The organism is Stenotrophomonas sp. PAMC25021 (assembly GCF_004795795.1).
Taxonomy (GTDB): Bacteria; Pseudomonadota; Gammaproteobacteria; order Xanthomonadales; family Xanthomonadaceae; genus Stenotrophomonas; species Stenotrophomonas muris.
In genome coordinates, this window is record NZ_CP039255.1 from 3,531,049 (window position 1) to 3,553,043 (window position 21,995).

Consider the following 21,995-nt stretch of genomic DNA (forward strand, 5'->3'; position numbering starts at 1 on the left):
GTAGTACCGCAATCCCCGATTCAGGCCGGAACGATCCGGCCACCCGCTGGCGGCAAGGGTCGCCGACGGTCCAAATTCGCAGACAGCATCCCCAAGGACACCCTCCGTGGCAAAAATCACCAAAACCTTCCAGTACGGCAAGCACACCGTCACGCTTGAGACCGGCGAAGTCGCCCGTCAGGCCAGCGGCGCCGTCATCGTCAAGATGGACGACACCGTACTGCTGGTCACCGCCGTCGCCGCCAAGAGCGCGCGCGAAGGCCAGGACTTCTTCCCGCTGACCGTCGATTATCAGGAAAAGTTCTACGCCGGCGGCCGTATCCCGGGTGGTTTCTTCAAGCGCGAAGGCCGTGCGACCGAGAAGGAAACCCTGATCTCGCGTCTGATCGACCGTCCGATCCGCCCGCTGTTCCCGGAAGACTACAAGAACGAAGTGCAGATCATCGCCACGGTGATGTCGCTGAACCCGGACGTGGACGGTGACATCCCGGCCCTGATCGGTGCTTCGGCTGCCCTGGCCCTGGCTGGCACCCCGTTCATGGGTCCGATCGGCGCGGCCAAGGTCGGTTACAAGAACGGCGAGTACATCCTGAACCCGACCGTCAGCGAACTGGCTGACTCGCAACTGGAGCTGGTCGTCGCCGGTACCTCCAACGCTGTGCTGATGGTTGAATCCGAAGCCGCGCTGCTGTCCGAAGAAGTGATGCTGGGCGCCGTGACCTTCGGTCACCGCGAAATGCAGAAGGTCATCAACGCGATCAACGAGCTGACCGTCGAAGCCGGCACCAAGCCGTCGACCTGGGAAGCCCCGGCCAAGAACGAAGCGCTGATCTCCGCCCTGAAGGAAGCCATCGGCCCGCGCCTGGGCGAAGCCTTCCAGGTGCGTGACAAGCTGCAGCGCCGCGACGCCATCTCGGCGATCAAGAAGGACGTGTTCGAAGCCCTGGCTGGTCGCGTGGCCGCTGAAGGCTGGAACCCGGCCGAGCTGTCGAAGGAATTCGGCGAACTGGAATACCGCACCATGCGTGACTCGGTGCTGGACACCAAGGTCCGTATCGACGGCCGTGCGCTGGACACCGTCCGCCCGATCACCGTGAAGACCGGCGTGCTGCCGCGTACCCACGGTTCCTCGCTGTTCACCCGTGGCGAAACCCAGGCCATCGTGACCATCACCCTGGGCACCGCCCGTGACGGCCAGGTCATTGACGCCGTTGCCGGTGAGTACAAGGAAAACTTCCTGTTCCACTACAACTTCCCTCCGTTCTCGGTGGGTGAGTGCGGCCGCATGATGGGCCCGAAGCGCCGCGAAATCGGCCACGGTCGCCTGGCCAAGCGCGGCGTGCTGGCTGTCATGCCGTCGCTGGAGTCCTTCCCGTACACCATCCGCGTCGTCTCGGAAATCACCGAGTCGAACGGTTCCTCGTCGATGGCATCGGTCTGCGGCTCGTCGCTGGCCCTGATGGACGCCGGCGTGCCGGTGAAGGCGCCGGTGGCCGGTATCGCCATGGGCTTGGTCAAGGAAGGCGAGCGCTTCGTCGTCCTGTCCGACATCCTGGGTGACGAAGATCACCTGGGCGACATGGACTTCAAGGTGGCCGGTACCGCTGAGGGCATTTCCGCCCTGCAGATGGACATCAAGATCGAAGGCATCACCGAAGAGATCATGAAGCAGGCTCTGCAGCAGGCCAAGGCTGGTCGTCTGCACATCCTGGGCGAAATGGCCCACGGCCTGACCGCTCCGCGTGAAGAGCTGTCCGACTACGCGCCGCGCCTGCTGACCATCAAGATCCACCCGGACAAGATCCGCGAAGTGATCGGCAAGGGTGGCTCGACCATCCAGGCCATCACCAAGGAAACCGGCACCCAGATCGACATCCAGGATGACGGCACCATCGTCATCGCTTCGGTCAATGCCATCGCTGCCCAGGCCGCCAAGGCCCGCATCGAGCAGATCACCTCGGACGTCGAGCCGGGCCGCATCTACGAAGGCAAGGTCGCCAAGATCATGGACTTCGGTGCGTTCGTCACGATCCTGCCGGGCAAGGACGGTCTGGTCCACGTGTCGCAGATCTCCAGCGATCGCGTCGAGAAGGTCGGCGACGTGCTGAAGGAAGGCGATGTGGTCAAGGTCAAGGTGCTGGAAGTCGACAAGCAGGGCCGTATCCGCCTGTCGATGAAGGCCGTGGAAGAAGGCGACGCCGTCAGCGCCGAATAATCGGTACTGCTGATTGTGCGGTGGGTGAGGACCGTCGGTCCTCACGCTTCCGCAAATGAAAAAGCGGGCTTCGGCCCGCTTTTTCTTTGCCTTGATGTCATGCAGTGCCGCTCATCCAGGTCGCTGCATGTCCTGCTGCAGTGCGTGAGCGCCGCCACGTGGCCATCGTTCTGTCACGGTTGCGCGGATCACGCCTGTCCACGGGACGACATGCCGCGACAACCGTCCCGCAGCCACATCGGTTTGCTAACGTGGCGGCGCCTTCGAACCGGGAGATCCCATGTTCCGCCAGACCGTGGCCGTCCTTGCCGTGCTGATTGCCGGTGCCGTGCCCATCGCTGCGCGCGCCGCGCCGGCGCCGCCGCCGATCTTCGGTGCCTACTACCCCGGCGGCTCGGCCGAGCGCTATCCGGTGTCGAGCATTCCCGCCGAGCGCCTGACCCATCTGTTCTATGCGTTCTCCACCATCGAGGACGGCCGCTGCGCGGTCGGCGCGGAAGCGCCGAAGAACTTCGCCGCGCTGGCCGAGCTCAAGAAGGCGCATCCGCACCTGCGCACGCTGATTTCGATCGGTGGCTGGGGTGCGGGTGGGTTCTCCGATGCAGCGTTGACCGAGGCCAGCCGCAAGCGCCTGGTGAACTCATGCATGGCACTGTTCTTCGATCACCATGCCGGCAGCTTCGATGGCGTGGATATCGACTGGGAGTTCCCGGTCAGTGGCGGGCCGAAGGAGCTGGCGCATCGCCCGCAGGATCGCGCCAACCTGACCAGGCTCGCGCAGGCGTTCCGCGTGGCACTCGACGCGCACGGGCGCAAGGTGGGGCAGCCAATGCTGCTGAGCGCCGCGCTGGCCGCCGGTCGCCTGCAGACCGATGGCCCCTATGATCCGGCGGCGAGCTACGACCTGCCGGCGCTGGCCAAGGTGTTCGATTTCATCAACCTGATGAGCTATGACATGGGCACCGGCTTCTCATCGGTGTCGACCTTCAATGCGCCCCTGCATGAAGTGCCGGCCGATCCGCTGGCGCCGGAGCTGCGGCGCTGGAACAACGTGGCCGGCGCGGTGCAGTACTACCGCGAGCACGGTGTGCCGGCCGACAAGCTGGTGCTGGGCGTGCCGTTCTATGGGCGCGGCTTCAAGGTCACCGGCGATGCGCCGGATGGCCTGTATCAGCCCTACAGCGCACCGGCCGACGCCGGCGACTGGCGGGTGATCAAGGCGCGCTATCTCGACCAGCCGGGTTGGGTGAAGCACTGGCAGCCGCAGGCGCAGAGCCCGTGGCTGTACAACGCCGTGCAGAAGATCTTCATCAGCTATGAAGACCCGCGCTCGATCGGCCTGCGTGCCCGGTTCGCCCGTGAGCAGGGCCTGGCCGGGGTGTTCATGTGGGAGCTGACCGGCGACGACGAGCAGGCCAGCCTGCTCAACGCGATGCTCGGCCCGTGGCAGAAGGCGCGCATCGGCGATTGAGTCACTGGTGGCGCCGGGCCATGCCCGGCGCCAGGCGGCAACGCCATCGACCCGACACCGCACATTGCGACGACGCCGGCGGCGCTACGCTTTGGGCATGATCCATCTCGAACGCCTGGACCACCTGGTCCTCACCGTCGCCGACATCGAACGCAGCTGTAACTTCTACCAGCGCGTGCTCGGCATGCAGGTCGTGCGCTTCGGCGCCGGCCGTACCGCGCTGCAGTTCGGCCAGCAGAAGATCAACCTGCATCCGGCCAGCGCGCCACTGCAGCCGCATGCGCTGCGACCCACGCCGGGCAGTGCCGATCTGTGCCTGGTCACGCATACGGCAATGGTCGATGTGCTGGCGCACCTGCAGGCGCAGGCCATCGTGGTGGAGGAGGGGCCGGCCACACGTACCGGTGCGCTGGGACCGATCGAATCGGTGTACTTCCGCGACCCGGATGGCAACCTGATCGAAGTGAGTCGTTACCCGGGCGAAGAACACCCGCAGCGGTAGCGCCGGGCCATGCCCGGTGAAGGCTTAGTTGGCCCAGACGCTGTTGGGGTCGCCGTTGCGGGCGCGGCGCTGGCTGGCGACGGCCAGGCGAGCGAAGCCGAAGGCCATGGCCAGCGCGATGGCATCGACCCAGAACAGCGGCCAATGGCCACGCGCGGCGGCGCGCCACAGCCAGTCACCATTGAGTGCGCCGTGCAGGACCGGCACCAGTGCAGTGCTGAGCGCTGCGGTCCACAGCAGCTCGCGCGCCGCCTGCGCGGGGCGGCGCAGTGCAGCCCACAGCGCACAGGCTGCCCAGCTGCCGAAGCAGGCCCAGCGGATGCCATGGTCGACCGCCGACGGTGCCAACCGCTCCAGCACCAGCGCGGTGATGAAAGCGACCGAGATCGCCACGCACAGGCCGATGCACACGCCAACCGTGGCCCGTGCCATGTTCACCCCAGCACGCGGCTGTTGCGGCTGGCGACGCTTGCGCCGCGACTCGATCCACAACAGGTTGCCGGAGTAGAACAGGAACGCACCGCCGAGGCCGAGCAGGAAGTACAGCCAGACCACCACGCCGTTGCCGAACTCGCCGAAGTGCAGGGCATAGGCGGCGCTGAGCGTGGCATGGTTGGCATCGCGCTGGCCCGGCAGCTGGGAGGCCAGGACGTTGCCAGTGGCCACGTCCAGGGCCACCGAACCGAGCGGCCCGAGTGTGCCGGTGGATTCGCCCGTGATCTCGATCGTGGCGCTGGCATCGCCGGCGTTGGCCAGCTTCAGGTAGGCCGGCTCGAAGTTGGCCACGCCCTGTGCGCGTGCTACTTCAAGCGCGCGCGCATGCAGCAGGCGCAGGCTGCCCGGCGGTGCCGGGATGCCACTGGCGTCGCGCACCGGCGCGGTGTCCATTGCAGTCGGTACCGCCTGCAGGGCCTTGCCGTCGTAGATCAGTGGATTGAGCAGGGCCATCTGCACGAACACCAGGCAGAGCAGGGCGCCAGTGACCGCGAACATCAGGTGGAAGGGCAGGCTGAGCACGCCGATCACGTTGTGCGCGTCCTGCCACAGCTGCTTCAGGTTGCGGCCCGGACGCAGCGCGAACAGGTCGCCGAACAGCTTCGGCAGGTGGATCACCAGGCCGCTCAGCAGCGCCATGCCATACAGCAGGCTGACGATGCCCATCACGTAGATGCCGGCCACCGGTAGTCCGAGGCTGTAATGCAGTTCGTTGACCAGTTCGGCCAGCCCGGTCTGTGGCGGCGTCGGGCTGCCGGCGATCTGGCCCGGCCAGGCATAGCGCCAGCTGCCGTCGTCGGCCTGCCAGTAGGCCAGGGGTTGCGGATGTTCGGCGCCGGGGAACGTCATGCCGACGTGGCGGCGGGCTTCCGGGTGTGCCGCCAGCACGTCTTCCAGCAGGTACTGCGCATCGTCCAGGCCCGCCGGCAACGCGGTGGCTGCACCGGGCGTCTGCCACAGCGGCAGGTCGTGGTGGAACAGGGTCAGCGCACCCGCGTAGAAGGCCACGAACAGGCCGAAGCCGGCAACCAGGCCGACCCAGGTGTGCAGGGTGGTGAACGTACGCAGGGTCTGCGAGCTGAACTTCATGGGGGGAGTCTCATTGCACCGCGCCGGTCAGGCGTAGCAGCGTCAGCACGGCGAAGCCGGCCGCAGCGCTGCCGGCCAGTGTCACCCAGGCGCGCAGCGCGCTGCGGAAGCTGAACGCCCACAGGGCAGCCAGCATCCACAGCGGGATGAACGTGATCAGGCTGGGCACCAGCGCGTTCTGCCAGGGGCCCGGCGGCAACCACGTCACCAGCCCGGTCGCGGCGGCGGCCAGCAAGAAGCCGGCCACGATGCCGGCGAAGGCGCGCGGCCACATCAGGGCGACTCCGTGCCCGGGCGATGCCAGGCGGCCAGTGCCGGCAGCAGCATCGCGGCCAGCATCCAGGTGCACAGCATCGCCACCAGGCCAGCGGCAAAGCCGAGTTCGGCCATCCACAGCCACAATGCGGCAGCCGCGGCGACCAGGCCGATCTGGCGGCCGAGGCGGCCGGCGCGGCGCAGGCGGGGCCAGCGGCAGTGCGGCGAGGCGGCATAGAAGGCCAGTGCCGAGAACATCGCTGCCAGCATGCCCAGGCTGCAGAAGCCCAGCGTGGAAAGGCCGACGGTGATCATTGCGGGCGGCCGCCATGGCAGCGGGCCAGCGAACGCGGGGCACGGGCGGGGCCGGCGTGAGCCGGTCGGAGCGGGTGGCGCATCACGAGATCCTGGGGGGAAGCGGGCAGGCTGGCACGGGGCGGGCTGCGCGGACATGGTAATCATTGCGTTTTCACGCCGCCAGCGAGGACCATTCAGCGGACCGTACGGTAGGCCTTGGGCTTTCCGGTGTGCTGGTTTAAGATCGTCGCAGAACCCTGACTGGAACAAGGTGGCCCGCGCCCAGCGCCGGCCGAGCGTGCGACATGAGCACTACCACCGCCCACTGTTGACCTGCCCCCGAAGGCCCTGTGTTCCAGGCGCCCTCGCGGCGCTTTTTTATTGCCCGGGCAATGGCCCGGGAACGCTTTCCAGCCCGCCCAGCGGGCCCCGCACGAAGCCAATGCGATGATCAACATTACCCTTCCCGACGGCAGCCGCCGCGAGTTCGAAAACCCCGTCAGCGTCATGGACGTCGCCCAGTCGATCGGTGCCGGCCTGGCCAAGGCCACCATCGCCGGTTCGGTCGATGGTGTGCTGGTCGATGCCAGTGACGTCATCGACCACGATGCCAGCCTGCGCATCATCACCGCCAAGGACGAGGAGGGCGTGGAGATCATCCGCCACTCCTGCGCCCATCTGGTCGGCCACGCCGTCAAGCAGCTGTACCCGGACGTGAAGATGGTGATCGGCCCGGTGATCGCCGAGGGCTTCTATTACGACATCTATTCCGAGCGCCCGTTCACCCCGGACGACATGGCCGCGATCGAGAAGCGCATGGGTGAGCTGATCGCCCAGGATTACGACGTCATCAAGAAGATGACGCCGCGCGCCGAAGTGATCGAGATCTTCAAGGCCCGTGGCGAGGACTACAAGCTGCGCCTGATCGAGGACATGTCCGACGACATCCAGGCGATGGGCATGTACTACCACCAGGAATACGTGGACATGTGCCGCGGCCCGCACGTGCCGAACACGCGCTTCCTGAAGGCCTTCAAGCTGACCCGCATCTCCGGCGCCTACTGGCGCGGCGATGCGCAGAACGAACAGCTGCAGCGCATCTACGGCACCGCCTGGGCCGACAAGAAGCAGCTCGAGGCGTACATCAAGCGCATCGAGGAAGCCGAGATGCGCGACCACCGCCGCATCGGCAAGCAGCAGGACCTGTTCCACCTGCAGGAAGAGGCGCCGGGCCTGGTGTTCTGGCACCCGAAGGGCTGGGCGTTGTGGCAGGTGGTCGAGCAGTACATGCGCAAGGTCTACCGCAGCAGCGGCTACGGCGAAGTGCGCTGCCCGCAGATCCTGGACGTGAGCCTGTGGAAGAAGTCCGGCCACTGGGACAACTACCAGGACAACATGTTCTTCACCGAGTCGGAGAAGCGCACCTACGCGGTCAAGCCGATGAACTGCCCGGGCCATATCCAGGTGTTCAACCAGGGCCTGCACAGCTACCGCGACCTGCCGATCCGCTACGGTGAGTTCGGTTCCTGCCACCGCAACGAGCCGTCCGGCGCGCTGCACGGCATCCTGCGCGTGCGTGGTTTCACCCAGGACGACGGCCATGTGTTCTGCACCGAGAGCCAGATCGAATCGGAAGTGACCGCGTTCCACCAGCAGGCGCTGGCGGTCTACCAGCACTTCGGCTTCGACGAGATCCAGATCAAGATCGCGCTGCGTCCGGAATCGCGCCTGGGCGACGACGCCACCTGGGACAAGGCCGAGGGCGCACTGCGTTCGGCGCTGTCCGCCTGTGGCGTGGAATGGCAGGAGCTGCCGGGCGAGGGCGCCTTCTACGGCCCGAAGATCGAGTACCACCTGAAGGATGCCATCGGCCGTACCTGGCAGCTGGGCACCATGCAGGTCGACTTCATGATGCCGGGCCGCCTGGGCGCCGAGTACGTGGATGAGAACAGCCAGAAGAAGCATCCGGTCATGCTGCACCGCGCCATCGTCGGCTCGATGGAGCGCTTCCTGGGCATCCTGATCGAGCACCACGCCGGCCAGTTCCCGGCCTGGCTGGCGCCGACCCAGGTGGTGGTGGCCAACATCACCGACGCCCAGGCCGACTACGTCTCGGGCGTGACCAAAACCCTTGCGGAGCAAGGCTTCCGCGTCAGCTCGGATTTGCGTAACGAGAAGATCGGCTATAAAATCCGCGAGCATACGTTGCAGCGCGTGCCCTACCTGCTGGTCATTGGTGACCGCGAGAAGGAAAATGGGGCTGTGGCGGTGCGTACGCGTTCTGGCGAAGACCTGGGCAGCATGAGCCTGCAGGCCTTCATCGAGCGGCTCCAAGCCGAGGGCGCGTAAGCAAAGGTCCGGTCCGGGGGCACAGGCACCCGGACCGGTTCGATACCCTTGGGAGAACGTAATATCAGCACCCCTGACAACAAACAGAACCGCAAGAATCAGGAAATCCGTGTGCCGCGCGTCCGCGTGATCGGCAGTGACGGAGAAATGATCGGCGTGTTGTCGCGCGACGAAGCGCTGTCCATGGCCGAAGATGAAGGCCTGGACCTGGTCGAAATCCAGCCGCAGGCCGATCCGCCGGTCTGCAAGATCATGGACTTCGGCAAGTTCAAGTTCGAAGCGCAGAAGAAGGCCAGCGAGGCCAAGAAGAAGACCAAGCAGGTCGAGATCAAGGAAGTGAAGTTCCGTCCGGTCACGGACGAGGGCGACTACCAGATCAAGCTGCGCAAGATGCGCGGGTTCCTTGAAGAAGGCGACAAGATCAAGGTCAACATCCGTTTCCGTGGCCGTGAAATGAGCCACCAGGAACTGGGTCGCGAAATGGCCAACCGGATCGAGACCGATCTGGGCGAGGACATCGTCATTGAATCCCGTCCGCGCCTGGAAGGGCGTCAGATGGTCATGATGATCGCGCCGAAGAAGAAGACCTGAGGCCTGACGGGCCGCCTTCCGGGGCGCCTGGCTGAATGGTTCAGGGTAAGGGGACGCCACTGGCGTCCCTTTGCTTTTGCAGGATGCCGGTGAAATGCCGGCGCAAGGGGTGCTGGGGCTGGTGGCAGGGCGGTTTTGCCTGTATCATGCCCGGCTCGACCCACCCAGGACGGGTCGTACGCCGATCATGGCAGGACGGAAAGAGCGGCCCAGGCCGCCGCCAGATCAGTCAGAAACCAGGGTCAAATCCCATCAAGGACATTGCAATGCCCAAGATCAAGACCAACCGGGCAGCGGCCAAGCGTTTCCGCAAGACCGCCTCGGGCAAGTACAAGTGCGGCCACGCCAACCGTAGCCACATCCTCACGAAGAAAGCGACCAAGCGTAAGCGTAATCTGCGTCAGACGGGCCATGTCCGTGCAGAAGACGCAGGCCGTCTGGACCGCATGCTCCCTTACCTCTGAGGAACTGAAAAATGGCACGAGTTAAGCGTGGCGTACAGGCGCGTCGCCGCCACAAGAAGATTCTGGATCTCGCCAAGGGCTATTACAACGCCCGCCGCAAGGTCTTCCGCGTCGCCAAGCAGGCGGTCATCAAGGCACAGCAGTACGCCTACATCGGCCGTAAGCAGAAGAAGCGCAACTTCCGTTCGCTGTGGATCACCCGTATCAATGCGGCTGCCCGCATCAACGGCCTGAGCTACAGCCGCTTCATGAACGGTCTGCTGAAGGCCGGCATCACCCTGGACCGCAAGGTCCTGGCTGACATCGCCGTGCACGACGCAGCCGGTTTTGCTGCGCTGGCCGAAAAGGCCAAGGGCGCGCTGGCGGCATAAGTCCTTCCCGATGCCGTAACCGTTCATCCGGAACGGTGTCAGGTCAAGGCAATGCATGGGGAAGGGCGCAAGTCCTTCCCCATTCTTTTTTGGGTCCCGGCGAGGCCATGGCGGCAGCGCGGGGACGGCGGTGGCGACAGGGGTCGGCCCTTCGCGCATCGCGATGGCAGATCGACTGGAGTTCCGGCCCCCCATGAGCGACATCCAATCCCTCACCACCCAGGCGCTGGCCGATGTGGCCGCCGCACAGAGCCCCGACGTGCTGGAACAGCTGCGCGTGGCCCTGCTTGGCAAGAGTGGCAGCATCACCTCGCAGCTCAAGCAGCTCGGCGCCCTGCCGGCCGACGAGCGCAAGGCCGCCGGTGAAGCGATCAACCAGGCCCGCGACGCGCTGACCCGCGCGCTCGGCGAGCGCAAGGCGCTGCTGGAAGATGCGGCACTGGATGCACGCCTGGCCGCCGAAGCCATCGACATCACCCTGCCGGGTCGCAACGGCGACCGCGCCGGCCTGCATCCGATCACCCGCACCCTGGAGCGCATCACTGGCATCTTCGGCCGGCTGGGCTACGAGCTGTCGGAAGGGCCGGAGATCGAGGACGACTGGCACAACTTCGAGGCGCTGAACTTCCCGCCGCACCATCCGGCGCGCGCCATGCACGACACCTTCTACTTCGGCGACGGCCGCCTGCTGCGCACGCACACCTCCGGCGTGCAGGTGCGCTACATGGGTGACCACGCGCCGCCGCTGCGCATGATCGCCGCCGGCAAGGTGTACCGCAGCGACAGCGACCAGACCCATTCGCCGATGTTCCATCAGGTGGAAGGCCTGCTGGTGGACGAGCATTCGACCTTCGCCGACCTGAAGGGCACGCTGGCCGAGTTCGTGCGCGCCTTCTTCGAGCGCGATTTCGAAATGCGCTTCCGCCCCAGCTATTTCCCGTTCGTTGAGCCGGGCGCGGAAGTGGACATCGCCTGGCAGCAGCCCGATGGCAGCACCCGCTGGCTGGAAGTGCTGGGCTGCGGCATGGTCCATCCGAACGTGCTGCGCAACGTCGGCATCGATCCGGAGCGCTACACCGGCTTCGCCTTCGGCATGGGCGTGGAGCGCTTTGCAATGCTGCGCTACGGCGTCAACGACCTGCGTGCGTTCTTCGAGAACGACGTGCGGTTCCTGAAACAGTTCGCGTAAGCCGCAACCGTGTAGGGCCGAGCCATGCTCGGCTGCTCCCAAATTCGCAGGCCCAGGCGCATGCGCCGGGCCCACCAGGATGACACCATGAAATTCTCCGAAAACTGGCTGCGCAGCCACGTCCCGACCGGCGCTTCGCGCGATGAACTGAGTGCAGTGCTGACCGCCATCGGCCTGGAAGTGGAAGACGTGACCGCGCTGGGCGAAGGCCTCGACCACGTGGTCGTGGCACGCATCGTCGACGCGGTGCGCCATCCGGAAGCGGATCGCCTGCAGGTGTGCAGGGTTGATGCCGGGCAGGGCGAACTGCTGCAGATCGTGTGCGGCGCCCCGAACGCGCGCCCGGGCCTGGTCGCGCCGCTGGCGATGGTCGGTGCGCAGATCGGCGAGCTGAAGATCAAGCCGGCCAAGCTGCGTGGCGTCGAGTCCAACGGCATGCTGTGCTCGGCCAAGGAACTGGGCCTGGACAACGATGCTTCCGGCCTGCTGGAACTGCCCGACGACGCACCGGTCGGCCAGACCCTGGTCGAGTACCTGGGCCTGCCGGATGCCAGCATCGAGATCAAGCTGACCCCGAACCGCGCCGACTGCTTCAGCCTGCGCGGCATCGCCTACGACGTCGCCGCCGCCACCCGCAGTGAAGTGCTGGACTTCGCTGCCGACGCCATTCCGGCAGTCGGCAGCCGTGAGCTGAGCATCCAGCTCGACGCCGGCGCCGAAGCGCCGCGTTACCTGGGCCGTGTCATCGAAGGCGTCAATGCTGCCGCCAAGACCCCGTTGTGGATGGCCGAGCGCCTGCGCCGCAGTGGCGTGCGTCCGGTCTCGCTGCTGGTCGACATCACCCAGTATGTGATGCTGGAGCTGGGCCAGCCGATGCACGCCTACGACCTGGGCACCCTGCAGGGCAGCATCGCCGTGCGGCGTTCGCGCGCGGGCGAGACGCTGAAGCTGCTGGACGGCCGCGATGCTGCGCTGGACGACAGCTTCCTGGTGGTCACCGACGCTGACCGCGCGGTCGGCCTGGCCGGCCTGATGGGCGGCTTCGACACCCGCGTCACCGACGCGACCACCGCCGTGTTCCTGGAAGCCGCGCACTTCGCGCCGGCCGCGATCATGGGTCGTGGCCGCAAGCTTGGCCTGCACACCGATGCCGGCCATCGCTTCGAGCGCGGCGTCGATCCGGCGCTGCCGCGCACCGCGATCGAGTACGCCACCCGCCTGGTGCTGGACCTGGCCGGCGGTACCCCGGCACCGGTCACCGAGGCCGTGCGTGAAGCCGATCTGCCGCAGCCAGCGACCATCGTGCTGCGCCGCGCCCGCATCACCCGCGTGCTCGGCATCACCATCGACGATGCGGAAGTCGAGCGCATCCTGCGCGCGCTGGGCATGGACGTGGTCGCCGCCGCCGACGGCTGGCAGGTGGTCGCGCCGAGCCGCCGCTTCGACATCGCCATCGAAGAAGACCTGATCGAAGAGCTGGCCCGCATCCACGGTTACGAGCAGATCCCGACCACGCTGCCGGGCGGTGCCTCGCGCGTGGCGATGCCGAGCGAGACCCAGCTGGACGCGCTGAGCGTGCGCCGCCAGCTGATCGCCCGTGACCAGCAGGAAACCGTCAATTTCGCCTTCGTCGACGACGCGCTGCTGACCCAGTGGCAGCTGCGCGACGGCCTGGTGCCGCTGGCCAACCCGCTGTCGGCCGAACTGGCGGTGATGCGCCCGTCGCTGCTGCCGGGCCTGGTCGCCACGTTGGGCCGCAACGCCGCCCGCCAGTTGGGCCGTGTGCGCCTGTTCGAGCTCGGCCGCGTGTTCGCCCAGCAGGCCGGAGACGGCCAGCCGGCACCGCTGGAAACCCCGCGCGTGGCCGCTGCGGTCTGCGGTGAGGCGCAGGCGGTGCAGTGGGGCCTGCCGACCCGCAAGGTCGACTTCCATGACCTGAAGGGCGACCTGGAGTCGCTGGCGGCCGCCAGTGGCGCGCAGCTGGAGTTCCGCCCGTCCGTCCGCGCCTACGGTCACCCGGCGCGTTCGGCCGAGGTGTACCGCGATGGCGTGGCGATCGGCTGGATCGGCCAGATCCACCCGCGACTGACCCGGGCGATGGATATCGAAGCCGACGTCTACGCCTTCGAGCTGGACCTGGAGCCGCTGACGGCCCGCCGACTGCCGCGCGCCGGCGAGCTGTCGCGCTTCCCGGCGGTGCGTCGCGACCTGGCGTTCCTGGTGCCTGAACAGGTGGCCTGGGCCGATCTGGCGGCCACCGTCCGCCAGGCCGCCGGCCCGCTGCTGCGCGACCTGAACCTGTTCGACCGTTACGTCGGCCAGGGCGTCGAGCCGGGATTCAAGAGTCTCGCTATGGGCTTGATTTTGCAGGACAAGTCGCGCACTCTGACGGACCGCGACGTGGATGCGGTGGTGGCCGAGGCGGTCACTGCCATCGAGCGTGAACACCACGCCCGGATCCGCGGCTGAGCGGGCAGCACTCGGGGGTAGCAGGCAATGGCATTGACCAAGGCGGAGATGGCGGAAAAGCTGTTCGACGAAGTCGGTCTGAACAAGCGGGAAGCCAAGGAATTCGTCGACGCGTTTTTCGATGTGCTGCGTGAAGCATTGGAACAGGGACGTCAGGTGAAGCTGTCGGGCTTCGGTAATTTCGATCTGCGGCGCAAGAACCAGCGCCCGGGTCGCAACCCCAAGACCGGCGAGGAAATTCCGATTTCCGCCCGTACGGTGGTCACCTTCCGTCCGGGCCAGAAGCTCAAGGAGAGGGTGGAAGCTTATGCTGGATCCGGGCAGTAACCGCGAACTACCGCCGATCCCGGCCAAGCGCTACTTCACCATCGGTGAAGTCAGCGAGCTGTGCGACGTCAAGCCGCATGTCCTGCGCTACTGGGAAACCGAGTTTCCCAGCCTTGAGCCGGCCAAGCGCCGAGGCAACCGCCGCTACTACCAGCGCCACGACGTGCTGATGGTGCGGCAGATCCGCAGCCTGCTGTACGAACAGGGCTACACGATCGGTGGTGCACGCCTGCGTCTGGACGGCCCCGATGCCCGCGAGGAATCGGCGCTGAGCAACCAGATCATCAAGCAGGTGCGCATGGAGCTGGAAGAAGTGCTGCAGTTGCTGCGCCGCTGATCCCATTTCCATCGTAATCCGCTATACTTCACGGCCCGCCGCAGTGGCGGGCACATCGCAGCATCAGTCGGGGCGTAGCGCAGCCTGGTAGCGCATCTGCCTGGGGGGCAGAGGGTCGTCGGTTCGAATCCGGCCGTCCCGACCACTGTGATGAATCAAGAAGCCCGCGCAGCGATGCGTGGGCTTTTTTGTGCGTGCGGTGTATGCTGCGCGCCACTCGTACTACCGCGGCTGCTGAACCCGGTACTCACGAGAACACATCATGGATTCTGCAAGAAGCCGTGCCTGGCGTCGCAGCCAGGCTCGCAACCGTGGTGGCGACCGCGCCACGACCGCCTACAGCTACAAGCCCGAGAAGAACTGGAAGCTGCTGTATACGCGCGACGCCAAGCTCGCGCGCGCACGCCAGCTGGGCTTCACCTATCCGGTCCTCAGCGCCCGCCAACTGCAGGAACAGGAATGATCAACCTGCTGTTCGTCTGCAGCCGCAACCAGCTGCGCAGCCCGACCGCCGAAGCCATGTGGCGACGGCGACCCGGCTTCGCTGCGCTGTCGGCCGGCACCAGCCCGCATGCACGACGCCCCATCGGCCCGGCGGATATCCGCTGGGCCGATGTCATCTTCGTGATGGAGGCCAAGCACCAGCATCGCCTGCAGGCCGCCTATGCGCGCCTGCTGGAATACAAGCGCCTGCATTGCCTGGATATCCCCGACGACTATCGCTGCATGGATCCGCTGTTGATGGACCTGCTGGATGCAAAGGTGACCACGTATCTCGATCAGCTGCCGGCAAAGCGGTAGAGCAGCTCCGGATCGCCTTCGTCCAATCCGTGCACGATGCCGCTGTCGATGAAACCCGAAGCGGCGAGCAGGCGTTGCATGCCGGTATTGGAAGCATTGGTCGAAGTGAACAGCCTGCCGTGGCCGTGCAGCGCGATGGCATGGCGCAGCAGGGCGGCGCCGACGCCCTGGCTGCGTTGTTCGCGCGCCACCATCAGCATCTCGACGAAGGCTTCGCCGAAGAAGTGATGGTGGATGACCAGGTAACCGGCCAGCTGACCGGCCCATTCGGCCACGTGCATGCCACCACGGGCCTGCCAGTCGCTGATCTGCCGTGCGCGTTGCGGATCGTGGACCGCAACGCTGTCGAGCGCGATCAACGCGGAAACGTCGGCGGGCATTGCCTCGCGGATGTGCAACATCGTCGAGGAGGGATCGGGCGGCACCATCGAAGGCTCCTGGGCTGGGTGCGCCCAGTCTATCGATCACCTCGGCCGCGTCTGCGCATGCGCCACAGCCAGCGTGTGGTCGGCAGTCAATACACACGGAACTCGGCACGGCAGCCGTCGCTGACCCACACGCCGCGGCGGTCCCAGCCCCAGTTGCGATCCTCGACGCACGGTGTCACCGACTTCTGCTTGACCAGGCGTACCTCGTGGCGCACACGGATGCGGCATTCCTTGTCCTTCTGCTCGTAGGACTCGCAGACCAGGCGCTCGCCATCGTCATCGCGGTCACGGTCCCGGCCGCGCCCCGGCCAGCGGCCGCGTCCCTGTCCGTCGGCCACGAACTCGGCGCGACAGCCGTCGGTGACCCAGAGCATGCGGCGGCTCTGGCCCCAGTTCTGGTCCTCTACGCAGCGGGTGACCGACAGCTGCCTGGCCAGGCGCATGCGGCCTTCGATCGGGCACTGCTGGGTCTTGTTGAACTGCGATTCGCAGCGCAGCGGCGCAATGGGATCGCTGCCGTAATCCTGGGCGGCCACCGTGGTGGCGGCCAGCAGCAGGGCCAGGGTGGGGAGGGCAATCGGCAGCAGCAGGCGATGGGTCATGGGGGGCCTCGGCAGGGGAACGGGCCGCAAGAATGGACCAGCCCGGGGCCATCGGAACGGGGCGTTCCGGCGTTGGCTCAGTGGGGATTTAGTAGTGTGCACCGGCCCATGCAGAGCCTTACATCCCTTATCATCGCGGCACATCCGATCGCATCGGCTTACACCTTCTTACATCTCTCCCACGCTTGCCGGCCCAGCCTGTGGCTGCCGTCACTGGCGTGCAGCCGGCGTGTGGAGGAGGATGCGCGGACCACGACGACCACAGGGGGTTGCGTTGATCAGCAGTACCGTCATTCATCGCTCGGCTGGCGCAGAGGCCGGGCAGGTGCGTGTCCTGGACACCACGTTCAAGGGCAAGCATGTGTTCATTGCGTGGGGCCTGCGCGGGCCGGAACTGGCCCGCAGCGCGGACCCGCCCGCCACCGTGGCTGCGCGCAAGGCGCTGCATGCCGTGGCCGGCCACAGCGAGGGACCGCGCAGCCCGGAGGTGTTCATCGCCAACCAGTCGGCAGTGGCGATTACCGTCTATCGGCTGCTGACCGAGGCGCGTTCGGGCGATGCCATCTTCTTCCTGTGTGATTCGCAGGCCGTGGTCGACTGGTTGATCACCGCACTGGAAGTGCAGGGCGAAGACTGACAGCGCGCAGGGTCAGGCCAGTGCCGCATCCACCGCCGCCAGGGCGTGCAGGGTGGTGGTGTCGAACAGCGGCACCGGGCTGTCCTCGGCGCGGACCAGCAACATGATTTCGGTACAGCCGAGGATGATCGCTTCGGCGCCGCGTGCAACCAAGCGCGCGATCACGCCGGCGTATGCCTGCCGCGAATGCTCGCTGACCACGCCGCAGATCAGCTCCTGGTAGATGATGTCGTGCACGCTGCGGCGATCATCGGCCTCCGGAACCAGTACCTCCAGCCCGAAGCGGTCCTGCAGCCGGTCGCGGTAGAACGCCTGCTCCATGGTGAAGGCGGTGCCGAGCAGTCCCACCTTGCGGATGCCGGCCTGCAGGATCGCCGCGGCGGTCGGGTCCGCGATATGCAGCAGGGGCAGCGGGCATCCGGCTTCGATCCGGCCGGCCAGCGTGTGCATGGTGTTGGTGCAGATCACCAGCAGCTCGGCGCCACCGGCCTGCAGCCGCCGTGCAGCATCGAGCATGTGGTTGCCCAGCAGATCCCATTGGCCGTCGTGCTGCAGCTGCTTGATGCCGGCGAAATCCACCGACCACAGCAGCAGTTGCGCCGAATGCGCGCCACCGAGGCGATGCCGCACCGCCTCGTTGATGAGGCGGTAGTACTGCGCCGAGCTTTCCCAGCTCATGCCGCCGATCAGGCCAAGGGTCTTCATGCACTGCTCCAAGCCAGAGACGGCCATTGCAGCACAGATGGCAGTGGCGCTGCCGTGCACGGGCGCCGGCATCTGTAACCGTCGCATCCACCGCCCGCTGTATGTGCCGCGTCCTGCATGGGTGCCCTATGCTGGTGCCGTCTTCTGAAGTGGAAACCGGCAATGGCCCTGCATACCTGGTGGTGGTTCCTGGCCACGGTCTTCGTGCTGTGCGGGACGCCCGGGCCGAACATGCTGCACATCCTCGGGCGCAGCGTCGGGCTGGGGTTCCGTGGCAGCGTGCCGGCCATGGCCGGCTGCCTGCTGGCGATGCTGCTGGTGCTGGCCGCATCCGCTGCGGGCCTGAGCGCGTTGCTGCACTCCTCGCCGATGCTGTTCGAAGTGCTGCGCTATCTCGGTGTGGCCTACCTGGCCTGGCTTGGCATCAAGGCGTGGCGTGACAGCTGCCGCCCGGCACCCGCGGTGGCCGATGCTGCAGAGGTCACACTGGCGCCGGTACATGGCGCAGCGACGGTATTCCGTGGCGGCCTGTGGGTTGGCCTGAGCAACCCCAAGCTGTTGTTGTTCGCCGCGGCGTTCCTGCCGCAGTTCGTTGATCCGTCGCGTAGCCAGGCCGTGCAGTACAGCGTGCTGGTGGCGACCTTCGCGGCCTGCGAACTGTTCTGGTACGTGATGTACGCCGCCGGTGGCCACGGCCTGCGTCGTTGGCTTGCAAAGCCATTCGCACGGCGCTGGTTCGACCGGCTGGTGGGAAGCGTGTTCCTGGCCTTCGCGGTGGCGCTGCTGCGCTTCCGGCCGCGCTGATTCACGCCGCACACGCGGCCTTTTCACGACTGCCGCATCGGCTGCGGCCTAGCCTGATCACACCGTTTGCGTTCCCCGCGGGGTAAGGACTGACATGATCAAGTGGGCCATCATTTTCGCCATCATCGGCATCATCGCCGGCGTGCTGGGCTTCGGCGGCATCGCCGGTGCCGCTGTGGGCATCGCCAAGTTCCTGTTCTGGGCCGGCATCATCATTGCCGTGGTGCTGTTCCTGATCGGCATGAGCGTGGCGAAGAAGGTCAGCTAGCACCTGTCGCGCAGCAGCGTGTTCAGTGCGCGCTGCTGCGCGAGAACAGGTTGATCACCAGCACGCCGGCGCAGATCAGCGCGATGCCGGCCAGCGCAGCTGCATCCAGCCGCTGCTTGAACACCACCAGGCCGATCAGCGAGATCAGCACGATGCCGACGCCGGACCAGATCGCATAGGCGATGCCGGTCGGCACCGACTTCATGGTGACCGACAGCAGGTAGAAGCACAGCCCGTAGCCGACCAGCGCGCCCAGTGTCGGCCACAGCCGGCTCATGCCGTCCGAGGCCTTCAGCAGCGACGTGGCAATCACTTCCAGCACGATGGCGGCGGCCAGGTAGATATAGGGGTTCATCGCGGGCTCCGGGTCACTGCGGGTCGCACAGCTTGAGGGCCTGCTCGGCCATCGCCAGCGCATTGAGGCGCTCTGCTTCGTCCAGCGGCCGACCATAGGCGGTGGCCCAATAGCCATCGGCCGCGCAGCGTGCCGCGTACAGGCGCGGATCGCCCGCCTCGCCGGGGAACTCGGCCAGCATCGCGCGCTTCCAGTCGCGCCAGTGCGCCAGCAGGGCCGGCTCCATCAGGTTGCCCAGGGTCAGGCCGACGTTGTTGTCCTGTTCCTGCTGCAGCAGGTGCTCGAAGTTGGCCCGCACATAGGCGCGGCTGAAGCAGCCGTGGCCGGGCGTGCCGTCCTGCAGGAGCGTGCGCACACGCGCCTCGAATTCGCCGATGAGTGCGCCGATGGCTTCATCGACCAGCGCCTGCTTGCTGCTGAAATGGTGGAACAACGCGCCCTTGCTGACCCCGGCCACGCGCGCGACATCCTGCACGGTCAGTGCCGCCAGCCCGTTCTGGCCAATCACGGCGATGGTGGCGTGCAGCAATGACTGGCGCACGCTGTCGGGCGCTTTGCGCCGCGAGCGGGGAGGGGGCGGGGACATGATGGGAAGAAACCGACTGGACGGTATGATTGTAGCGCAGCCGGATCGCGTCACCGGCGCGACCATCGGCCACCGCCCGGTGGGAGCCGGATCAATCGTCGATGCGTGCGAAACGCGCCTGCGGGCCGTGTTTGCCTGGGACCTGCTCGACGAACATCGGGTAGGGGCGTACCCACAGGCCGCCTTCGCCGTAGAGTGCGCGGTACAGCACCAATGGTTCCAGCGTCTCGCTGCTGCGGACGATGTCGATCACTTCGTATTCGCCGCCCTTGAAGTGGCGATACCGGCCACGGGCGAGGTCGGGCAGGGGACTCAGCTCAGCCATGACGGGTCGTGCTCACTTGCGCGCCGGGCTGGCGGGCGTGGCGCAGTACGCGTCGATGGCCTCGGCGCTGTTGGCCAGGCCGTGTGCCTGTGCCAGCTCCCAGGGCCGCTCGCAGCGCTGGCTGTGTTCGCACCACTGGTAGCCGGCCGAGCCGATGCAGCCGTGCGCGTCGCGATCGCCGCCTACCTTGGGCATGGTTGTCGAAGGCTTGCCGTCGGCACGCGGGGCTGCATTGTCCGGGCTCGCGCATGCGGCCAGAACCAGCAGCGCTGGAATCAGAAGAAGCACCTTCATGCGCGAGCTCCGTGCGTAAAGCAACATATTCTGTCGCAAATAGCCCGTTAGCAAGCGCTCAATGCACGGCGGCGCGGACCAACTCTTCGATCAGAATCAGATAGCTGGCCACGAAATAGAACTTCAGCAACGTCGAACGCTGGTGCGAGAAGAAGGTGCGCATGTGGAAGGGGCCCCTGTTGATGATGGTAGTGTGAAGCCCAGCTGACTCCGTGACAAGGATCACGGAATGAACGAGCTAAACGGACTCAGGGATGTGATGAGGCGAAGTTCCGACCCAAAGGCGCGGCATTTTCGTACAAATCTGATAGGCCATCCCGGAGGCGGTCGCTAGCCTGATGGTGTAACGGCGAGCGGCACGTCTGCCTGCCACCGCACCCTTTATCCGCAGGAGCCTCCCCATGGTCATCACCGTCCAATGCACTGCCCAGCGCTGGTCCGTACTGCACCCGCAGGCACGCGAGGCCACCCGCTACGCACGTGGCGCCGACGCCTTTGACGCCGCCGCCGCGCTGGCCCTGGAGCATCACCGCCGCACCGGCCAGCGCAGCACGGTGCGGGTCGAGGCGCTTGGCAACACGGTAGACGCGCTTCACGTCGGAGAGTGACGCCAGCAACTGTGACGCAGTCAGGTCCGGTTGCGTTGTTTGAATGGGGAAAAACTGCCGTTGCGCTCCCCTCTGTGCGCCGGGCCGTGAATCCCGGATGCTTGCGCCATCGTATTCATCTGGAGATCTCGATGGGCAAGGCACTCACTTGGCGCACCCTGGCCTGCACCCTGTTGCCGATGCTGGCGGCGGCCGGCGGCGCCCAGGCGCAGAGCTATGGCTACGGCTATGACGACGACCGCTATGGTGGCCGCGATGGCAGTGGCATCGTGCGCTGCGAGTCGGTCAAGAATCGCAGCAATGAGTGCCGCCTGGACGGCCGCGCGCGGTTGATCCGCCAGTTGTCCGGTTCGCCCTGTGTGGAAGGTGAGACCTGGGGCCAGTCGCGCAACGGCGTCTGGGTCACACAGGGGTGCCGTGCCGAATTCGTCGGTGAATACCGCCGCGGTGGCGGCTGGGGTGGCAATGGTGGCGGCTGGGGCAATGGCAATGGCAACGGATGGGGCGGCGGCGATGTGGTCACCTGCCATTCCAATGGACATCGGCAGGAGTACTGCGATGCGCGCATCCGCCGGGGTGTGCGCCTGATCCGCCAGGACTCACGCAGCGCCTGCATCGAAGGCCAGAGCTGGGGCTGGGATCGCCGCGGCATCTGGGTGAGTGATGGCTGCCGGGCGCAGTTCCAGGTGAACTGAGCTTTACGGGTTCAGCCCATGAAAATCAGAATAATCTGATACAGCTCACATTTTGAACGCCGTATTGTCTGCGATCAGGGCACGTTGTGTGCCCTGAATCTCAGCGGTGCCGTGTGCCATAGCCGGCATGGGCATCCCGCCGCCATCGATACGCTGCCTCAAGGAGTGAGCTGCATGTTGATCCGCCTGCAATGCGAACAGCGCCAGTGGCGCGTGCTGCATCCGGACCGGCCGGAGCCGATCGAGTTCCGCGATGGCGCCCGCGCCTACGACTTCGCCGAGACTCTGGCCCGCCTGCACTTTGTCGACACCGGTCAGCGTGCGGCCGTGCGCGTGGAAGCCAGCGGCGCGTTCGTCGAAGCGGTCAGTTACGGCTGAGCGCGGGTGCCTGCCAAGGCAGGCACCCGGAATTCCATCATCCACGCATGGCGTGGATCTACGCGTTTCGAGCCTGGAGGGTGCGGAC

At 66.3% G+C, this 21,995-nt stretch carries 29 protein-coding genes and 1 tRNA gene; 20 read left to right on the forward strand and 10 right to left on the reverse strand.

Features of this window, described 5'->3' with window-relative positions:
* Positions 1-106: 106 nt before the first annotated feature.
* The 3 genes from pnp to E5790_RS16305 all read left to right on the forward strand — a co-directional run bounded on the left by pnp (position 107) and on the right by E5790_RS16305 (position 4,188).
* Positions 107-2,215 carry a polyribonucleotide nucleotidyltransferase gene (gene pnp / locus E5790_RS16295; RefSeq protein WP_046431803.1) on the forward strand — a complete coding sequence of 703 codons (2,109 nt, stop codon included), beginning with the start codon at positions 107-109 and terminating at the stop codon, positions 2,213-2,215.
* Between the two features lie 280 nt (positions 2,216-2,495).
* A complete protein-coding gene (locus tag E5790_RS16300) occupies positions 2,496-3,686 on the forward strand; it encodes a glycoside hydrolase family 18 protein (protein WP_049442382.1) in 1,191 nt (396 codons plus the stop codon).
* A gap of 97 nt (positions 3,687-3,783) precedes the next feature.
* Entirely contained in the window at positions 3,784-4,188 is a 405-nt protein-coding gene (locus tag E5790_RS16305; protein ID WP_049442383.1) for a VOC family protein, read from the forward strand.
* Positions 4,189-4,212: 24 nt separating this feature from the next.
* Here E5790_RS16305 and E5790_RS16310 read toward each other — a convergent pair whose 3' ends face one another.
* Genes E5790_RS16310 through E5790_RS16320 form a run of 3 tightly spaced genes read right to left on the reverse strand, consistent with a single transcriptional unit; the run spans position 4,213 to position 6,342 of the window.
* Entirely contained in the window at positions 4,213-5,772 is a 1,560-nt protein-coding gene (locus E5790_RS16310) for a PepSY-associated TM helix domain-containing protein (protein WP_049442384.1), read from the reverse strand.
* A 10-nt stretch (positions 5,773-5,782) separates the two neighbouring features.
* A complete protein-coding gene (locus tag E5790_RS16315; RefSeq protein WP_032957460.1) occupies positions 5,783-6,046 on the reverse strand; it encodes a hypothetical protein in 264 nt (87 codons plus the stop codon).
* Positions 6,046-6,342: a hypothetical protein gene (locus tag E5790_RS16320; RefSeq protein WP_005410439.1), complete on the reverse strand. Its 297-nt coding sequence runs from the start codon at positions 6,340-6,342 to the stop codon at positions 6,046-6,048. The genes E5790_RS16315 and E5790_RS16320 overlap by 1 nt, the downstream gene beginning before the upstream one ends.
* Positions 6,343-6,771: 429 nt before the next feature.
* Here E5790_RS16320 and thrS point away from each other — a divergent pair, with 429 nt between their 5' ends.
* The 11 genes from thrS to E5790_RS16375 all read left to right on the forward strand — a co-directional run bounded on the left by thrS (position 6,772) and on the right by E5790_RS16375 (position 15,222).
* On the forward strand, positions 6,772-8,673 hold the full coding sequence (gene thrS / locus E5790_RS16325) for a threonine--tRNA ligase (protein WP_032957627.1): 1,902 nt from the start codon (positions 6,772-6,774) through the stop codon (positions 8,671-8,673).
* Between the two features lie 63 nt (positions 8,674-8,736).
* Positions 8,737-9,264: a translation initiation factor IF-3 gene (infC, locus tag E5790_RS16330; RefSeq protein ID WP_075076340.1), complete on the forward strand. Its 528-nt coding sequence runs from the start codon at positions 8,737-8,739 to the stop codon at positions 9,262-9,264.
* Between the two features lie 266 nt (positions 9,265-9,530).
* A complete protein-coding gene (gene rpmI / locus E5790_RS16335; protein ID WP_005410436.1) occupies positions 9,531-9,728 on the forward strand; it encodes a 50S ribosomal protein L35 in 198 nt (65 codons plus the stop codon).
* Positions 9,729-9,739: 11 nt separating this feature from the next.
* Positions 9,740-10,099 carry a 50S ribosomal protein L20 gene (rplT, locus tag E5790_RS16340; protein WP_005410435.1) on the forward strand — a complete coding sequence of 120 codons (360 nt, stop codon included), beginning with the start codon at positions 9,740-9,742 and terminating at the stop codon, positions 10,097-10,099.
* 193 nt (positions 10,100-10,292) lie between these two features.
* On the forward strand, positions 10,293-11,288 hold the full coding sequence (locus tag E5790_RS16345) for a phenylalanine--tRNA ligase subunit alpha (protein ID WP_005417865.1): 996 nt from the start codon (positions 10,293-10,295) through the stop codon (positions 11,286-11,288).
* Between the two features lie 87 nt (positions 11,289-11,375).
* Complete coding sequence (pheT, locus tag E5790_RS16350) at positions 11,376-13,757, forward strand: phenylalanine--tRNA ligase subunit beta (RefSeq protein ID WP_049442385.1); 2,382 nt, start codon at positions 11,376-11,378, stop codon at positions 13,755-13,757.
* Between the two features lie 27 nt (positions 13,758-13,784).
* A complete protein-coding gene (locus E5790_RS16355; RefSeq protein ID WP_005410432.1) occupies positions 13,785-14,084 on the forward strand; it encodes an integration host factor subunit alpha in 300 nt (99 codons plus the stop codon).
* Positions 14,065-14,421, forward strand: a complete 357-nt coding sequence (locus tag E5790_RS16360; RefSeq protein ID WP_005410431.1) for a MerR family transcriptional regulator — start codon at positions 14,065-14,067, stop codon at positions 14,419-14,421. The genes E5790_RS16355 and E5790_RS16360 overlap by 20 nt, the downstream gene beginning before the upstream one ends.
* Positions 14,422-14,489: 68 nt before the next feature.
* Positions 14,490-14,566: transfer RNA gene (locus tag E5790_RS16365), tRNA-Pro, on the forward strand.
* A gap of 117 nt (positions 14,567-14,683) precedes the next feature.
* Positions 14,684-14,884, forward strand: a complete 201-nt coding sequence (locus E5790_RS16370; RefSeq protein ID WP_049442386.1) for a hypothetical protein — start codon at positions 14,684-14,686, stop codon at positions 14,882-14,884.
* Positions 14,881-15,222, forward strand: coding sequence for a hypothetical protein (locus tag E5790_RS16375; protein WP_014647846.1), 342 nt, complete (start codon positions 14,881-14,883; stop codon positions 15,220-15,222). Before E5790_RS16370 ends, E5790_RS16375 begins: the two co-directional genes overlap by 4 nt.
* On the opposite strand, the gene E5790_RS16380 is transcribed toward E5790_RS16375, so the two are convergent.
* Together E5790_RS16380 and E5790_RS16385 are read right to left on the reverse strand one after the other, a co-directional pair.
* Positions 15,201-15,650 (reverse strand): GNAT family N-acetyltransferase, encoded by a 450-nt coding sequence (locus E5790_RS16380; RefSeq protein ID WP_032957620.1) that lies wholly within the window; start codon positions 15,648-15,650, stop codon positions 15,201-15,203. The two genes, E5790_RS16375 and E5790_RS16380, sit on opposite strands and share 22 nt — an antisense overlap.
* An 86-nt stretch (positions 15,651-15,736) precedes the next feature.
* Positions 15,737-16,252 (reverse strand): DUF3011 domain-containing protein, encoded by a 516-nt coding sequence (locus tag E5790_RS16385; protein ID WP_111206887.1) that lies wholly within the window; start codon positions 16,250-16,252, stop codon positions 15,737-15,739.
* 241 nt (positions 16,253-16,493) lie between these two features.
* On the opposite strand from E5790_RS16385, the gene E5790_RS16390 reads away from it, so the two are divergent.
* Positions 16,494-16,889 carry a hypothetical protein gene (locus E5790_RS16390; RefSeq protein WP_032956187.1) on the forward strand — a complete coding sequence of 132 codons (396 nt, stop codon included), beginning with the start codon at positions 16,494-16,496 and terminating at the stop codon, positions 16,887-16,889.
* 12 nt (positions 16,890-16,901) lie between these two features.
* Here E5790_RS16390 and E5790_RS16395 read toward each other — a convergent pair whose 3' ends face one another.
* Positions 16,902-17,594: an aspartate/glutamate racemase family protein gene (locus E5790_RS16395; RefSeq protein ID WP_032956186.1), complete on the reverse strand. Its 693-nt coding sequence runs from the start codon at positions 17,592-17,594 to the stop codon at positions 16,902-16,904.
* Positions 17,595-17,756: 162 nt separating this feature from the next.
* On the opposite strand from E5790_RS16395, the gene E5790_RS16400 reads away from it, so the two are divergent.
* Together E5790_RS16400 and E5790_RS16405 are read left to right on the forward strand one after the other, a co-directional pair.
* On the forward strand, positions 17,757-18,398 hold the full coding sequence (locus E5790_RS16400) for a LysE family translocator (protein WP_032956184.1): 642 nt from the start codon (positions 17,757-17,759) through the stop codon (positions 18,396-18,398).
* Positions 18,399-18,492: 94 nt separating this feature from the next.
* Positions 18,493-18,666, forward strand: coding sequence for a DUF1328 domain-containing protein (locus E5790_RS16405; RefSeq protein WP_005417836.1), 174 nt, complete (start codon positions 18,493-18,495; stop codon positions 18,664-18,666).
* Between the two features lie 22 nt (positions 18,667-18,688).
* Here the strand turns inward: E5790_RS16405 and E5790_RS16410 are convergent, their stop codons facing one another.
* From E5790_RS16410 to E5790_RS16425, 4 genes are all read right to left on the reverse strand, one after another.
* Positions 18,689-19,021 carry an SMR family transporter gene (locus E5790_RS16410; RefSeq protein WP_014647841.1) on the reverse strand — a complete coding sequence of 111 codons (333 nt, stop codon included), beginning with the start codon at positions 19,019-19,021 and terminating at the stop codon, positions 18,689-18,691.
* 13 nt (positions 19,022-19,034) lie between these two features.
* Positions 19,035-19,607 (reverse strand): TetR/AcrR family transcriptional regulator, encoded by a 573-nt coding sequence (locus tag E5790_RS16415; RefSeq protein ID WP_111206888.1) that lies wholly within the window; start codon positions 19,605-19,607, stop codon positions 19,035-19,037.
* A 91-nt stretch (positions 19,608-19,698) separates the two neighbouring features.
* The gene (locus tag E5790_RS16420) at positions 19,699-19,932 is read right to left on the reverse strand and encodes a DUF1653 domain-containing protein (RefSeq protein ID WP_014647839.1); all 234 of its coding nucleotides are present in this window, start codon (positions 19,930-19,932) and stop codon (positions 19,699-19,701) included.
* A 12-nt stretch (positions 19,933-19,944) separates the two neighbouring features.
* Positions 19,945-20,226 (reverse strand): hypothetical protein, encoded by a 282-nt coding sequence (locus E5790_RS16425; RefSeq protein ID WP_014647838.1) that lies wholly within the window; start codon positions 20,224-20,226, stop codon positions 19,945-19,947.
* Positions 20,227-20,627: 401 nt separating this feature from the next.
* Between E5790_RS16425 and E5790_RS16430 the strand changes: the two genes are divergently transcribed.
* The 3 genes from E5790_RS16430 (at position 20,628) to E5790_RS16440 (ending at position 21,907) form a co-directional block, all read left to right on the forward strand.
* The gene (locus E5790_RS16430) at positions 20,628-20,834 is read left to right on the forward strand and encodes a hypothetical protein (protein WP_046431774.1); all 207 of its coding nucleotides are present in this window, start codon (positions 20,628-20,630) and stop codon (positions 20,832-20,834) included.
* A gap of 131 nt (positions 20,835-20,965) precedes the next feature.
* Positions 20,966-21,529, forward strand: a complete 564-nt coding sequence (locus E5790_RS16435) for a DUF3011 domain-containing protein (RefSeq protein WP_032956176.1) — start codon at positions 20,966-20,968, stop codon at positions 21,527-21,529.
* 174 nt (positions 21,530-21,703) lie between these two features.
* Positions 21,704-21,907 (forward strand): hypothetical protein, encoded by a 204-nt coding sequence (locus tag E5790_RS16440; RefSeq protein ID WP_005417823.1) that lies wholly within the window; start codon positions 21,704-21,706, stop codon positions 21,905-21,907.
* Positions 21,908-21,995 lie beyond the last annotated feature (88 nt).

Bases quoted from the DNA above. Each gene is read 5' to 3' on its own strand.
- E5790_RS16320 (WP_005410439.1), bottom strand. From the start codon at position 6,342: ATGATCACCGTCGGCCTTTCCACGCTGGGCTTCTGCAGCCTGGGCATG.
- E5790_RS16375 (WP_014647846.1), top strand. From the start codon at position 14,881: ATGATCAACCTGCTGTTCGTCTGCAGCCGCAACCAGCTGCGCAGCCCG.
- E5790_RS16430 (WP_046431774.1), top strand. From the start codon at position 20,628: ATGGTCATCACCGTCCAATGCACTGCCCAGCGCTGGTCCGTACTGCAC.
- pheT (WP_049442385.1), top strand. From the start codon at position 11,376: ATGAAATTCTCCGAAAACTGGCTGCGCAGCCACGTCCCGACCGGCGCT.
- E5790_RS16390 (WP_032956187.1), top strand. From the start codon at position 16,494: ATGCGCGGACCACGACGACCACAGGGGGTTGCGTTGATCAGCAGTACC.
- E5790_RS16420 (WP_014647839.1), bottom strand. From the start codon at position 19,932: ATGGCTGAGCTGAGTCCCCTGCCCGACCTCGCCCGTGGCCGGTATCGC.
- E5790_RS16405 (WP_005417836.1), top strand. From the start codon at position 18,493: ATGATCAAGTGGGCCATCATTTTCGCCATCATCGGCATCATCGCCGGC.
- E5790_RS16415 (WP_111206888.1), bottom strand. From the start codon at position 19,607: ATGTCCCCGCCCCCTCCCCGCTCGCGGCGCAAAGCGCCCGACAGCGTG.
- E5790_RS16400 (WP_032956184.1), top strand. From the start codon at position 17,757: ATGGCCCTGCATACCTGGTGGTGGTTCCTGGCCACGGTCTTCGTGCTG.
- thrS (WP_032957627.1), top strand. From the start codon at position 6,772: ATGATCAACATTACCCTTCCCGACGGCAGCCGCCGCGAGTTCGAAAAC.
- E5790_RS16315 (WP_032957460.1), bottom strand. From the start codon at position 6,046: ATGTGGCCGCGCGCCTTCGCCGGCATCGTGGCCGGCTTCTTGCTGGCC.
- E5790_RS16310 (WP_049442384.1), bottom strand. From the start codon at position 5,772: ATGAAGTTCAGCTCGCAGACCCTGCGTACGTTCACCACCCTGCACACC.
- rpmI (WP_005410436.1), top strand. From the start codon at position 9,531: ATGCCCAAGATCAAGACCAACCGGGCAGCGGCCAAGCGTTTCCGCAAG.
- E5790_RS16440 (WP_005417823.1), top strand. From the start codon at position 21,704: ATGTTGATCCGCCTGCAATGCGAACAGCGCCAGTGGCGCGTGCTGCAT.
- E5790_RS16395 (WP_032956186.1), bottom strand. From the start codon at position 17,594: ATGAAGACCCTTGGCCTGATCGGCGGCATGAGCTGGGAAAGCTCGGCG.
- E5790_RS16435 (WP_032956176.1), top strand. From the start codon at position 20,966: ATGGGCAAGGCACTCACTTGGCGCACCCTGGCCTGCACCCTGTTGCCG.
- E5790_RS16360 (WP_005410431.1), top strand. From the start codon at position 14,065: ATGCTGGATCCGGGCAGTAACCGCGAACTACCGCCGATCCCGGCCAAG.
- E5790_RS16380 (WP_032957620.1), bottom strand. From the start codon at position 15,650: ATGGTGCCGCCCGATCCCTCCTCGACGATGTTGCACATCCGCGAGGCA.
- E5790_RS16345 (WP_005417865.1), top strand. From the start codon at position 10,293: ATGAGCGACATCCAATCCCTCACCACCCAGGCGCTGGCCGATGTGGCC.
- E5790_RS16300 (WP_049442382.1), top strand. From the start codon at position 2,496: ATGTTCCGCCAGACCGTGGCCGTCCTTGCCGTGCTGATTGCCGGTGCC.
- E5790_RS16410 (WP_014647841.1), bottom strand. From the start codon at position 19,021: ATGAACCCCTATATCTACCTGGCCGCCGCCATCGTGCTGGAAGTGATT.
- E5790_RS16305 (WP_049442383.1), top strand. From the start codon at position 3,784: ATGATCCATCTCGAACGCCTGGACCACCTGGTCCTCACCGTCGCCGAC.
- E5790_RS16370 (WP_049442386.1), top strand. From the start codon at position 14,684: ATGGATTCTGCAAGAAGCCGTGCCTGGCGTCGCAGCCAGGCTCGCAAC.
- E5790_RS16355 (WP_005410432.1), top strand. From the start codon at position 13,785: ATGGCATTGACCAAGGCGGAGATGGCGGAAAAGCTGTTCGACGAAGTC.
- E5790_RS16425 (WP_014647838.1), bottom strand. From the start codon at position 20,226: ATGAAGGTGCTTCTTCTGATTCCAGCGCTGCTGGTTCTGGCCGCATGC.
- rplT (WP_005410435.1), top strand. From the start codon at position 9,740: ATGGCACGAGTTAAGCGTGGCGTACAGGCGCGTCGCCGCCACAAGAAG.
- E5790_RS16385 (WP_111206887.1), bottom strand. From the start codon at position 16,252: ATGACCCATCGCCTGCTGCTGCCGATTGCCCTCCCCACCCTGGCCCTG.